The sequence below is a fragment of the Chryseobacterium kimseyorum genome, assembly GCF_025971945.1.
GTDB lineage: Bacteria > Bacteroidota > Bacteroidia > Flavobacteriales > Weeksellaceae > Chryseobacterium > Chryseobacterium kimseyorum.
The window spans coordinates 468,879-481,518 of sequence record NZ_JAPDHW010000001.1 but is presented as its reverse complement, the minus strand read 5'-3'; the positions used below and the strand labels follow the sequence as shown (position 1 = coordinate 481,518).

The window sequence follows — 12,640 nt, the reverse complement described above, 5'->3', positions numbered from 1 at the left end:
AATTCTAAATAATTTCTTTTGAAAAAACTAGTTTTACCACTGAGCCTCATGGTTCCCATGTTAGTATTCTCCCAAACTAAAAAAAGAGATACAACAAGAACAACAGATATTGAGGAAGTCGTTTTCCAGAAAAAAGTCACAGGAAGCACGAATGACCTCACGACCGTGAAAATATCTGCAAAAGATGCTCAGAACGTTGCCAGTGTTTCTGGAGGTATTGAAGCTATTATCAAAACTTTACCTTACGTCAACAGCAATACAGAACTATCTTCGCAATACATGGTACGTGGTGGAAACTATGATGAAAACCTTATCTATATCAACGATATCGAGATCTACAGACCGTTTCTCATTAGAAATTCTCAGCAGGAAGGTTTAAGTATTATCAACCCTGATATGGTTTCGACAGTAAACTTCTCTGCCGGAGGTTTTGAACCGAGATATGGGGATAAAATGTCTTCAGCTTTAAATATCTATTACCGTGAGCCGGAAAAATTTGAACTTTCAGGAGAGGCAAGTTTAATTGGTGGTAGATTAACGACAGGTTTAGCTTCAAAAAATAATAAATTAACCGCTTTATTTTCAGGAAGATATAGAAATACCAATTTGGTTTTAAATACTTTGAATGAAGATACTGATTTTAACCCAACCTATTACGATTTCCAGACTTATCTGAACTACCATTTTAGCGATAAGTTCACGATGTCTTTTATAGGATATTACTCGAAGAATGAATATGATATGATTCCCAAAGAACGGTCTGTAGACTTTGGGTCTTTGCAGAAACCTATCAATCTGTCTGTTTTTTATAACGGTAAAGAAAATGACCAGTATAAAAATATGATGGGAACATTCTCCATGAACTATAAACCATCAGATAAATGGAGATTTACTCTGGATAGTTTTTCTTATCAAAACAGAGAGAAGGAATACTATACCATTGCTTCAAGCTATATTTTGCAGACCTTTGATCCAATTACCGGAAATCCAATCACCTCATATGATGTTGGAGGACAGATCGAACATGCACGAAATGATCTTTTCGTAAGAACTTATGGAACTCAGTTCAGAACCCGTTTTTCACCTAATATAAATACGGATATCGAAGTTGGTTTTAAATTTGAAAAAGAAAATTTACGTGATCTTACCAATGAATATAAACTGGTAGATTCATCAGGGTACAGCATACCGCATCCTGTTGATGATCCCAGATTTCCCAATGCTTCAGATCTTGACTTATTTTACAGTATTCAGGGAAATAATCACATTGAGCCGACAAGATTATCTGCTTATGCACAGTATTCTCAGAAGTTTTATTGGGGCTCAAGCAAAGTTTTTGTAAACGCAGGTGCGAGAGTTGCACACTGGAGTTTTAATGATGAAACCATATTTTCACCGAGAGCTCAGTTTGCCATAAAACCAGAGTGGGATACTGATATGTTATTCAGAATATCGGGTGGGATTTACTATCAGGCACCTTTTTATAAAGAAATTAAAGATTTAAATGGAAACTTTAATCCAAATATAAAATCTCAAAGATCTATTCAGGCAATTCTTGCGAATGATTATGAGTTCGAGTTTGAAGACCGTCCGTTTAAACTGACTACAGAATTGTATTATAAGAAGATGGATCATCTGATTCCATATTATATGGATAATGTGAGAATTCGGTATTCAGGAAAAAATAATGCTACAGGTTACGCTTACGGAATTGACACAAGATTATTTGGTGAATTTGTTCCCGGAATAGATTCTTGGCTGTCTGCCAGTTATGCCAGAACGTATGAAAATATTGATGGGAGAGGAGATATTCCAAGATCGACAGATCAGCGGTTTAGATTTTCTATGTTTTACCAGGATTATATGCCTAAATTTCCTTCAATGCGTGTCAATTTAACTTTGACGTATGCAATGGGATTGCCAAACGGAGCGCCGGTTTTCACAGACCCTTATCAGTACCAAAAAACTTTGCCTTCGTACAAGCGAGTGGATATTGGACTTTCGAAAGTTTTTATCGACAGAAAAGACAACAAAAAGACCTACGGTTTTTGGGGTAATTTTGAAGAGCTGATTTTAGGAGTTCAGGTTTTCAATGCTTTTAATATTAATAATACAGTTGCCAATCAGTGGATTACAGATGCAAACACCAGTTTAATGTATCCGGTTCCGGTACGGTTGACGGGAAGATTCTTTAATGTGAAATTGGAATTCAAGATAAAATAAAATGAAAAAACATATCATCACCTTTCTGTTTTCAGTGCTGGCTTTTGTCTATGCTAATGCGCAGAAAAAATCAAGTGCACAGTTTACGGAACTATACCAGAATTATATTTCGATAAAGTCATCACTAGCTTCTGACGATATTAAAAAAACGTCGATGGCAGCTGGAGAATTTTTGAAAACTGCAAAAACAGTCAATTCGAAAATGATTCCACAAAGTCAATTGGTTTCACTGCAGTCAGATGCAAAAAATATAGCTCAGGCAAAAACTATTGATGCCCAAAGAAAAACCTTTTACAGATTGTCTGATGTAATGATCGGTTTGGCGAAGGAAAATAAACTGTCTGATAAAACTGTGTTTGTTCAGTACTGTCCGATGGCTAAAGGAAGTTGGCTGAGCAATGAAAAACAAATCGTCAACCCATATTATGGAAAATCTATGTTGGATTGCGGTTCTGTGAAATCTGAGATTAAGTAATTTTTTATTAAATATAATTGTAAAAAGAAACTCTGTTGGGGTTTCTTTTTACATTTCCAGCTGTAGAATTTTCTCAATCATTTTTTGATTGATACTTTCAGGAATCATGCGCATCACAAAGTTCCGTAGAATATTTCCTTTTTCCCACTGAGAAATCCGGCCGATTTTCCAGCTGGTATTGACAATGTAATCGACTTTAATTCTTCTGATCTTTTGGAATTCTTCGAATACCGAATGATAATCTTGGTTGGCTTCCAGTAATTTCCCGATCACATAAGCATCTTCAATCGACTGACAGGCGCCTTGTCCCATATTTGGAGTGGTTGCGTGAGCCGCATCACCAATCAGACAAAGATTATCTGCATACCATTTTGGAAGGGGAGCGAGATCAATAATGTCATTTAAAATAATGTTTTCCGGTTTTGTAGCTTCCAGAATCTGTAATACTAAAGGATTGAAATCTCTGAAGGTATTCATTAAATCAATATTTTCTGTAAACTTATTTTCGTTGATTAAAGCGTACCAATAGACTTTATTATCAGAAAGTTTCACAAAACCAAAACGTTTTCCCTTTCCCCAGATTTCCAAAGCATGATGAAAATATTGTTCAGGAAGATTGAAATTTGTCAGTCCGCGCCAACATTTTTGTTGGGCATTTCTGATAGTTCCTGTCTTAAAAATTTGATTTCTTACTTTTGAATGGATTCCGTCAGCTCCGAAAACGATTTTACTTTCAATTCCGTTTCCGTTTTCAAAGTGTAAATGATAGTTTTCTTTCTTCTTAATCGTTCGTAAACTATGATTGAGTATGATGTTTTCAAAACCTAGATTTTCGGCCAAAATATTCTGTAAATCTGCTCTGTGAATCGCAACATTGCAGGAATTAAATTTCTTTTCTAAGGCCAAAACATCTGTCGTGGTAATGGTTTTCAATTTTTCATCCGTGATCGAAATACCATGGATTTTGTTTCCGGCATTTTCAATTTTTTCTTTTAAGCCTAATTTCTCAAAAATCTGCATTGCATTAACTGCCATCATAATTCCCGCTCCGACAGGTTTTATTTCTGTCGCAGAGTCATAAATGGTAAAATCTAAATTCTGTTGCTTTAGAATATTTCCTAAGGTCAGTCCGCCAATTCCGGCTCCTATAATTGAGATTGGATTCATTTAAAATTTTTAAAATTTAAAATAAATTAAATCACATTTTTTTCCGCTAAAATCTAAAATGATTCTGTAATCGATCTTTGCTAATCCTCTTTTTGAATAGCCTTTAATCCTAATTTTATCATCAGCCTTCTGTTTTGAAATATAATTGATTTTCTCCCAAATGTAAGCAAAATTTTCTCTATTTTCAATCCTGCTTATTTGCAGGATAGGTTGAGCTACGTTAAAAATTTTACTTTTGATAAGTAAAAAAATATGGTCATTCAAAAGAATGATAGTAGATTTATTAATCTGATAATTATAAATAGAGTTACTACTTGATATATCAATATCAGTATTTATACTATTAAGTTTGATAAATCCTTTTCCGGATAAAGATGCTAAAAACTTTTCATGCTTATTCTTATTATAATTGTGAAATGCTAGATTCCCTAGAATAAAGAGGAAAATTAGTGTTCCAAAAGCTAAATATATTTCCATATTCAAATGTAAAAAAAACGGAGCCTGAAAAATTCAAACTCCGCTTAATAAATTATTTAAACTAAAATTATTTACCTAAATAAGACTTCAAAATCTTACTTCTGGTATTGTGTTTCAGTCTTTTAATTGCTTTTTCTTTAATCTGACGAACTCTTTCTCTTGTAAGGTCAAAAGTTTCACCGATTTCTTCCAAAGTCATTGGATGTTTACCGTTCAGTCCGAAATATAATCTTACCAAATCTGCCTCTCTTGGAGTCAACGTGTTCAATGCTCTTTCAATTTCAATCTGAAGAGATTCAAGCATCAAATCTTTATCTGGGCTTGGAGATTCTCCAGAACGCAATACGTCATACAGGTTAGAATCTTCACCTTCCACCAATGGTGCATCCATAGACAGGTGTCTTCCAGAGTTTTTCATTGATTCTTTGATGTCTTCTTCACTCATGTCAAGAACTTCAGCCAATTCTTCCGGAGAAGGTGGTCTTTCATTTTCCTGTTCAAGGTGAGCGTATGCTTTATTGATTTTGTTGATCGAACCAATTTTGTTCAGCGGTAATCTTACAATTCTTGACTGCTCAGCCAAAGCCTGCAAAATCGACTGACGAATCCACCATACGGCGTAAGAGATAAATTTAAAACCTCTTGTTTCGTCATATCTTTTTGCAGCCTTCATCAATCCTAAATTTCCTTCATTGATCAAATCGGGAAGAGATAGACCTTGGTTTTGGTACTGCTTAGATACTGAAACTACGAAACGAAGGTTGGCTTTGATCAGTTTCTCCAACGCGACTCTGTCGCCGGCGCGGATCTTTTGTGCCAAATCAACTTCTTCGTCTGCGGTAATCAGTTCTACTTTACCAATTTCCTGCAAATACTTGTCTAGTGAAGCGGTTTCCCTGTTGGTAACCTGCTTGGTTATTTTTAATTGTCTCATTTATTTTTATTCTCAAAAATAGAGTTACTGTATATTATACGTTTGAAACTAACAAAAGGTTACACTTTTTTTAATTATTTTTCATTTAATTAAAATAAAGACGGATTTTTAGTTGTAAATTATCGATATTGTTTTTAATTAATGAAGATGTCGCATCAAAATTTTTTTGAAAGAATTTTCAGCTAGGTCTCACGAAATAGCGTACAGGAAAGCGTGGTGGGAAGTCTTTGATTAAGACAGAGTTTGTAAGAAGTTCAAGGATTCTCGATAGATTTTTCTCCGTTTCATTTCGAAAAACACGTACACTTACGGAATAAAAAAAAGTGAAACCGAAGTTTCACTTTATATATGTAGAATTGAAAATTGACTTTTAAAATTCACTTATTCACAATTCATCTTAGAATAGATCATTCAATACTTTTGCCAGTCTTAAGCCTCCATAAAGAAGCTGTCTCTCCATGGTATCATTAAATTTATACTGATAATCGTAAGATAATTTAGAATCGTTAGGAGTTTGTGCATAGATTTTATTTGCAATCTGATGAGAATCGTATAGCCAGTTTTCAAGCGTTCCAGACTGAATTTGCTTTACCTCTTCCTTAGATTTAATATCCAAAAGTTTAGCATATTCTGTATAGCTGTATTTTTGAGAATCTACTAATTTTCCGTCCCAAACTGAGTGTAAATTTGTTTTGTCACCAAAATAAGTAACATTGATTTTATTACCGCCTAAATCTTCAGATCTTCCCGTATGCATCGGCTGAGAAAGATCTCCCATCATGTGAATCAGAAAGATCAAAGCTATTTTTCTGTCTTTTTCAGAAGTTTTTTCGTCTTTTATCTGCGACGATAAAGTTTTAATCTGAGAGTAGAGGCTTGGGCCAGACTGGGCTTTCAGGTTTTTTTCAAAGGATGTAAAATCAGTCTGTGGATCTATATTCACATAATGCCAAACCGAAGTCTGCTTCCAAACTCCTGTAGTATCAGATTTGATGAAATCTGGCCAGTTTGCCCAGTATGCCAAACGTTCCTGTCCCATCATTTTTCTAATTTCTCTTTTTGCTTTTCCCGACAGATGATTTTCTGCAATCTCTGCAATCACTCGATGTCCCGTCAATCCCCACGCAAAAGCATATATTGAGCTGGAGATCATCATTAAAAGCAGCATTTTAGAATAAATACTTTTCATTTTTTTAATAATATTTTTTAAAGGGCAAAGATAGGGTAGAGTTTTTATAATCAGAGAAATTTGGCAATGTTTTCTTATGATATTTATCGAGTGTTAAATAAATTTAATTTCCGCTCTACATTTTAAAAATTCTCAAATTTTTACTCAGTGGATTGTAAAATTATTGCTAAATTGGATAAAGAAAATATTTGAAAAAAATTGTAGAGAAAATACTTTTCAAATTTGAGAGATATATTATCTTTACATTAACAACCACAATCACGAAACACAAAGTATGTACGACAATAGCATTGTAGATATGCATTATAACAAACTGCAGACAGATTTCAAAGCTGAAGCAGTTGCCGTCAACCTCCTGAAATACCATCGGGCAGTCAGCAATATTTTCATCGACAGGATTGGGATTAATGACAGGGCTTATTTAAAAGATATTAAAAGTATTTCCAGCCAGTATCTTGGTTTTGACGAAGAAGTTTTGAGTATAAAAACCTACAGAGAAGGTATTTACGATTATTTACCTGAAGGACTTTTTCATCCGCCATCACTCAACACTTCAAGAAAAAATGTGGAAAGTGTGGTGAACGAAATCAGAAAGCAAAAAAGAGTAGAAGAAGATGCAAGGAAATTTTTCATGCCTTTTGAACTTGAAATTTTCTTTACAGAAATAGGTGCCTTGCTTAAAGAATATGACTTCGATCTCGCAAGTGATACCGACTCACTTTTGACGGTATTTTCAGAACTGTGGCCGATTGTCAAGATGCTGGATAAAAAGAATGCCTATATTTTTATTCATATTCTGCCATTTTTCCATCAGATAAGAGGTGATAAAAAATGGTTCGAGCGCTGTATGACTTCTTTTTTGCAGGTTCCGGTAGAAATTTCTTTTACACCAAATGTTATCGACAGAATTGAGGAAGAGGATGACTCTATACTTTTAGGAAACTCGAAACTCGGCGTTACGTATATCCCAAGCGGTAAACACATGGATGGAGAAAGAAATTGGGTGGTCAATGTTGGCCCGATTCCGTACAACGAAATGAAAAAGTATATTCCGGGAAATCCTTTCAGAAAGGTTTTACAGGCTCTGTACGATTACTGTCTTCCGGTACATGTCGATATAGAGGAAAATTTTATCACAGAAAAGAAAGAATATTCATTCATGCTGGAAGACGACGAAAGAAATTCTAACCGGCTAGGTTTCTCTACTTTTCTGTAAAATATTTTGTTATATTTACAATCATCAATCACAATCATTATTAATTGAATTAAATGGAATTTTCATCAGTCAAAGGTGTATTTTTAAGATTTATATTAGTGCCGTTGCTGGCGGTAATTATGATGGGCATCATGGGTGTCATCAGAAGAAATCAGCCTGCAATAAAAATCAAGGTGATCATTATCTACGTTTTGCTGTGCAGTTTGTGTCTGGCAATTCCTGGATTTTTCGGCTTTTCAGGAAATCTTTTCAACCCATATTGGTACTTGATTTCACAGGCTATCTACCTTTTACTTGGAATTTTTCACGTTAATTTAATGCACCGGTTTTTCCGTAAACACATTCAGTCATTTGGCTTGAGTGTTTTGTTTGAATCTGTACTTTCAATTACCTGTGTTCTATTGGGTGCGTACTTATTTGTGCTTATTTTCAGGTGGATCAGTAAAGATCAGGGATATCCGGTAATGTCAGCGACCAGTGCTTTGATATTTTTTGTACCGATGGTCTTTCATTATTGCTATATTCAGTTTATCAGTATCCCGGTAGATATCTATAAAACATGGAGATATTCTCCGGATCAGAAACCACCGGATTTTGAAGGTGCAGATTTTGACCGTTTAATGGTTTTAAATGTAGAGCTGAGCAAGAATCTTGAAGATGCCAACCGTTTCAGAATTAAAGCAAAAACTTTACCTACAGGAGTTACATTTGGAGACTGGTTTTTCCGTGTGGTAGACGATTACAATCATAAAAATCCAAAATCGATAATCCACCTGTCAGACGAGAGCAGAGAATCTTACTACTGGATATTTTACACTAAAAAATCTTTTTTCAGTTTCAGAAAATATATCGATTTTGATCAGGATATCAACACCAACGGTATATCAGAGAACGAAGTTGTGATCTGTAAAAGGGTCATTCAGCATGAAGAAGAAGGAAAAAGAAAAGCATAATCACAAATTTTAAAAAAGTATTACTATGATACAGCCAATCAAACATTTTGCAATCAACTGGGTCGATGGGATGAAGGTTTCCCAAAGACACCTGAATGATCAGGATAATTTTTTAATTGATACCATCAGAGATGCCAATTCATTGGCCATTACAACATACAACTACGGACTGTTGCCAATTCCGAATGACTTTACCGATAAAACAATTTTTGATGTTCACAATACGGCAACCAACGATGTACAGCTTGTAATCAAACACTGCAGTGCCGTTACACTGGCTGGTTACAGAATTGAACTGAGAGATAGGAGAGTGAGCGTAAAATCTCTTGCAAAGTCGATGAACATGGAAGAAGATAATATCGACGGTGAATATTATATCCTCATTTCGGTGAATCCTTTTGATAAAGTTCCTTTTGGAGATATTGATCCTGAGGAGATTCCACCAAGACATCCGAATGCGCATGCCAATTATCATATCGAATTGTTGCCGGTTTCATCACTGAACAGCAGTTATTCGGGAGGAAATTATTTGGTTGTAGGTAAAGTTGATTTTAAAGGAAATATCACTCAGGTAAATTCTAATTTTATTCCGCCATGTACCTCTGTGCAAAGTCATCCTACGTTAATTGATTACTATAACAGCTATGCAAAATCAATTGGAAATCTGCAGCAGTATGCTTTTAAAATCATTCAGAAAGCTTCACACAAAAATCAAAATACTGCGTTGGCCTTGAACGTAAAATCTTTATGTACAGTTTTGGTGACTACTTTTGGGGACATGTATTTCCAGTTCAGAAACATCATTCCTTATCAGGCACCGGTTTTCTTGATTGAATCTTTTGCAAAACTTGCATTAAGAATGTACAATGCCACACAGGTTTTGGTGCCTGCAGAACTGGAGGAAATGCTCAATTACAGCTTGGAATGGAGCGAAATTGCGCCTCATACTTTATTAAATCAGTTATCTACCGTTGCAGAAACCAATTATGACCATCATAACTGTGGCGAACCGCTTTTATATATTCAGCAGATGCTAAGAAGTTTGGAAATTATTTTCTCTAAACTGAGCGAACTGGATTACATCGGGCAGAGAAAAGAAAATATCATCGTCAACGAACAGGAAGTTTCTTCAAACACCAATCCGAAAAGAGGTTGGAGCGTTTTAGATTAATCACTTCTAATTTTTAGTATAAATAAAATCCCAAACTTTTACAGTTTGGGATTTCTTATTTAGATTTTAGAAATGACAATTCTATTTTTTAACCAAAATTTTCTCTGTAGCTTTTTTGCTCAACACTTCCTGCTTTCCATCAACTTCTACCGTTACCGATTTATCAAAATCTTCGATTTTAATGATCTTAATTTTTGTATTCAGGAGAAGTTTTCTTTCCGTTAAATAGTTTAGAAATGCATCATCAGAAAGGGTTACAGAGGCAAAAACTACATTTTCATTAACCTTGCAGTCACTAAGTTTACGCAAATCCATCGAGATAATATTTCCGTCTTTGTCAGGAATAGGTTCTCCGTGCGGATCGAATTTCGGATGATCTAATATTTCATCCATTTTGTCAAAAAATATTTTAGAATGTACGTGTTCCAGCTGTTCGGCAATTTCATGAACGTTTTCCCAACCAAAGTTCATTTTTTTAACCAGAAACATTTCGGTAAGTCTGTGCTTCCTTACCACTAATGCGGCTTCACGGCGTCCTTTTTCAGTAACTCTCAGTGGTTTATAGGTTTCGTAAATGACCCATTTTTTTTCTGAAAATTTCTTCATCATATTATTAACGCTCGGCATTTTTACGTTGAGAAATTTGCTGAGTTCGTTAATCGTTACTTTACCTTCATTGTCAACTAAATGAAACAAAGCCTTCAGATAATTTTCTTCGGTTAATGTTGTTTTCAAAATGTTAGATGATTTTCATTACAAATCTAACAAAATAATATTTAAAATTCAGGCTTGTTATTTTAAGTTTTTTTAATTTTACATCATGAAATTTTCTTTTAAAAACGACTATTCTGAGGGTTGTCATCCTAACATTCTTGAAGCACTTATACGTTACAATCTCGATCAGCAGGCTGGTTACGGAGAAGATTTATATTCAATAAAAGCTAAAGAATTAATCAAAGAAAAAATTAATAATCAGAATGCCGGAATTTATTTTGTTTCGGGAGGAACTCAGGCAAATCTTATTGTAATTTCTTCAGTTTTAAAACCTTATCAATGCGTAATTTCTGCATCAACAGGACATATTCTAAATAATGAAACTGGCGCAATCGAAGCAACCGGACATAAAATTTTGAGTATTGAAAAAGAAGAAGGAAAATTATCGCCTTCGGATATCATTCCTGTTTTAGAGAATCACAAAAATGTTCCGCATCAGGTAATGCCTAAGCTGGTTTACATTTCAAATTCTACAGAGCTTGGAACCATTTACTCTAAAAAAGAACTGGAAGATCTTTCAGTCTTTTGCAGGGAAAACAGTCTTTACTTATTCATGGATGGAGCGAGATTGGGACATGCATTGACGTCGGAAAGCAATGATTTAAGTTTAGAAGATCTTACTAACTTAACGGATATTTTCTATTTAGGCGGAACCAAAAACGGAGCTCTGATAGGAGAGGCCATCATCATCAACAACCAATTATTACAGGAAGATTTTGCATTTAATATTAAGCAAAAAGGTGCTTTACTGGCAAAGGGCAGGCTGCTTGGAATTCAGTTTCTGGAACTGATGCAGAATAATCTGTATTTCGATTTGGCAAAACATGCCAATCAGCAGGCGATGAAGATTAAAAATGCTCTGTTGAAAAAAGAGATTCCGTTTCTTTCAGATACTTATACCAATCAGATTTTCCCAATTGTAAATCATGAGCTAATTGAGTTATTATCAGAAAAATTTGAATTCTATATCTGGAAAAATATTGATGAAAATTCTTCGGCCATCCGTTTGATTACGTCATGGAATACGAATGAAGACGCGGTAAATGATTTTATACAAATTATCAACGATCACTTAAAATAAAAAGTGCAACTCATTTGAGTTGCACTTTTTTAGTAATTTTATTTTAGAGCTTCCGAAACCATTGCACAGTCTGCAGTTTCTAATTTTTGTCCGTCTTTATACGCAATTTTCTTTTCGTCAGCATATTTCATCGCCCCATTTTCATCTTTCTGATTACCAATTCCTTCCAGAAGATTTCCGTCTTTTTGGATGAAAAAGATATCTCTTTTACTGGTCGTGCCTTCAGATGCAAATTCATAAGTAAGTTTCAGGGTATCACCTGATTTGGAACCCACAAGTTCACCTTTTGAACTGTCTTTTTCACTGTTTTTATATCTCATTTTTCCAGTCACAGTGCCCAAATTGTCATCTATGCTTACAAAAACGCTGTCTTTTCCGGTAACGCCTACATAACAAAAGGATTTAGCACCTAAAGTATCAACTACTGCAGTCGTGGAATCACTAATCGAATCACTGTTTGCATTAGTTGCAGGCGATTCTGTTTTTTTATTACAGTTCATTAGAAAAAATGATAACGAACCTAAAAGAATGTACTTTTTCATAACCGAATATTATTATGTTAAATTGATTTTGTTCTGCTAAAATAACGATTGTCATCTACAATCAAACGATTAGTTTGGGAAATAATATTTTAAAATAATCTGTAGGTCAATTTGATCTTGACTGTAAAGAACGAAGCAAAAAATCTTCCAAATTAAAAGTCCCTAATTGTTGAGAATTGTCTGAATTTTGTTTTACAAATATTTATTTCGTACAATCTAAATGTTTTCAAAAGCATTACGGTTAAAAATTTATTATCGAAATGAATAAGAAGGATCTTAAATGAAGAAATCTTTAAACTGAAAAATTTCCTAATTGCTAAGAATTGTCTGAATTTTCTTTTACAAATATTTATTCGGTACAAACTAAAAGTTTTCAAAAGCACTAAGGTTAAAAATTTTTATTATCGAAATGACTGAAAAGGATCTTAATGAAGAAAT

The 12,640-nt window shown here is 34.3% G+C and carries 12 protein-coding genes; 6 read left to right on the top strand and 6 right to left on the bottom strand.

From position 1 onward, the window contains the following. The first annotated feature begins 18 nt into the window (after positions 1-18). Both OMO38_RS02335 and OMO38_RS02330 read left to right on the top strand, forming a co-directional pair. On the top strand, positions 19-2,223 hold the full coding sequence (locus OMO38_RS02335; RefSeq protein WP_264748635.1) for a TonB-dependent receptor plug domain-containing protein: 2,205 nt from the start codon (positions 19-21) through the stop codon (positions 2,221-2,223). Position 2,224: 1 nt separating this feature from the next. Beyond that, positions 2,225-2,698, top strand: a complete 474-nt coding sequence (locus tag OMO38_RS02330; protein WP_264748634.1) for a DUF3347 domain-containing protein — start codon at positions 2,225-2,227, stop codon at positions 2,696-2,698. A 48-nt stretch (positions 2,699-2,746) separates the two neighbouring features. Here the strand turns inward: OMO38_RS02330 and OMO38_RS02325 are convergent, their stop codons facing one another. The 4 genes from OMO38_RS02325 to OMO38_RS02310 form a co-directional block, all read right to left on the bottom strand. Further along, the gene (locus OMO38_RS02325; protein ID WP_264748633.1) at positions 2,747-3,865 is read right to left on the bottom strand and encodes an FAD-dependent monooxygenase; all 1,119 of its coding nucleotides are present in this window, start codon (positions 3,863-3,865) and stop codon (positions 2,747-2,749) included. Between the two features lie 9 nt (positions 3,866-3,874). After that, complete coding sequence (locus OMO38_RS02320) at positions 3,875-4,342, bottom strand: hypothetical protein (protein ID WP_264748632.1); 468 nt, start codon at positions 4,340-4,342, stop codon at positions 3,875-3,877. Between the two features lie 67 nt (positions 4,343-4,409). Further along, positions 4,410-5,276, bottom strand: a complete 867-nt coding sequence (locus OMO38_RS02315) for a sigma-70 family RNA polymerase sigma factor (protein ID WP_034757900.1) — start codon at positions 5,274-5,276, stop codon at positions 4,410-4,412. Between the two features lie 397 nt (positions 5,277-5,673). Further along, positions 5,674-6,465, bottom strand: a complete 792-nt coding sequence (locus OMO38_RS02310) for a S1/P1 nuclease (protein WP_264748631.1) — start codon at positions 6,463-6,465, stop codon at positions 5,674-5,676. Between the two features lie 274 nt (positions 6,466-6,739). Between OMO38_RS02310 and OMO38_RS02305 the strand changes: the two genes are divergently transcribed. From OMO38_RS02305 to OMO38_RS02295, 3 genes are read left to right on the top strand one after another with little or no spacing between them, the layout of a single operon-like run. Further along, positions 6,740-7,681, top strand: coding sequence for a type VI secretion system baseplate subunit TssG (locus tag OMO38_RS02305; protein WP_264748630.1), 942 nt, complete (start codon positions 6,740-6,742; stop codon positions 7,679-7,681). 53 nt (positions 7,682-7,734) lie between these two features. After that, the gene (locus OMO38_RS02300; RefSeq protein WP_264748629.1) at positions 7,735-8,634 is read left to right on the top strand and encodes a TssN family type VI secretion system protein; all 900 of its coding nucleotides are present in this window, start codon (positions 7,735-7,737) and stop codon (positions 8,632-8,634) included. Between the two features lie 25 nt (positions 8,635-8,659). Further along, the gene (locus OMO38_RS02295) at positions 8,660-9,805 is read left to right on the top strand and encodes a hypothetical protein (protein ID WP_264748628.1); all 1,146 of its coding nucleotides are present in this window, start codon (positions 8,660-8,662) and stop codon (positions 9,803-9,805) included. A gap of 81 nt (positions 9,806-9,886) precedes the next feature. Here the strand turns inward: OMO38_RS02295 and OMO38_RS02290 are convergent, their stop codons facing one another. Next, on the bottom strand, positions 9,887-10,540 hold the full coding sequence (locus OMO38_RS02290) for a metal-dependent transcriptional regulator (protein WP_264748627.1): 654 nt from the start codon (positions 10,538-10,540) through the stop codon (positions 9,887-9,889). Positions 10,541-10,625: 85 nt separating this feature from the next. Between OMO38_RS02290 and OMO38_RS02285 the strand changes: the two genes are divergently transcribed. Continuing rightward, a complete protein-coding gene (locus OMO38_RS02285) occupies positions 10,626-11,660 on the top strand; it encodes a threonine aldolase family protein (RefSeq protein WP_264748626.1) in 1,035 nt (344 codons plus the stop codon). A gap of 38 nt (positions 11,661-11,698) precedes the next feature. On the opposite strand, the gene OMO38_RS02280 is transcribed toward OMO38_RS02285, so the two are convergent. Beyond that, positions 11,699-12,202: a hypothetical protein gene (locus OMO38_RS02280; protein ID WP_264748625.1), complete on the bottom strand. Its 504-nt coding sequence runs from the start codon at positions 12,200-12,202 to the stop codon at positions 11,699-11,701. Positions 12,203-12,640: the final 438 nt, after the last annotated feature.

Excerpts from the sequence above, each read along its gene's own strand:
- OMO38_RS02295 (WP_264748628.1), top strand. The coding sequence starts at position 8,660 with ATGATACAGCCAATCAAACATTTTGCAATCAACTGGGTCGATGGGATG.
- OMO38_RS02320 (WP_264748632.1), bottom strand. The coding sequence starts at position 4,342 with ATGGAAATATATTTAGCTTTTGGAACACTAATTTTCCTCTTTATTCTA.
- OMO38_RS02300 (WP_264748629.1), top strand. The coding sequence starts at position 7,735 with ATGGAATTTTCATCAGTCAAAGGTGTATTTTTAAGATTTATATTAGTG.
- OMO38_RS02330 (WP_264748634.1), top strand. The coding sequence starts at position 2,225 with ATGAAAAAACATATCATCACCTTTCTGTTTTCAGTGCTGGCTTTTGTC.
- OMO38_RS02315 (WP_034757900.1), bottom strand. The coding sequence starts at position 5,276 with ATGAGACAATTAAAAATAACCAAGCAGGTTACCAACAGGGAAACCGCT.
- OMO38_RS02305 (WP_264748630.1), top strand. The coding sequence starts at position 6,740 with ATGTACGACAATAGCATTGTAGATATGCATTATAACAAACTGCAGACA.
- OMO38_RS02325 (WP_264748633.1), bottom strand. The coding sequence starts at position 3,865 with ATGAATCCAATCTCAATTATAGGAGCCGGAATTGGCGGACTGACCTTA.
- OMO38_RS02310 (WP_264748631.1), bottom strand. The coding sequence starts at position 6,465 with ATGAAAAGTATTTATTCTAAAATGCTGCTTTTAATGATGATCTCCAGC.
- OMO38_RS02285 (WP_264748626.1), top strand. The coding sequence starts at position 10,626 with ATGAAATTTTCTTTTAAAAACGACTATTCTGAGGGTTGTCATCCTAAC.
- OMO38_RS02280 (WP_264748625.1), bottom strand. The coding sequence starts at position 12,202 with ATGAAAAAGTACATTCTTTTAGGTTCGTTATCATTTTTTCTAATGAAC.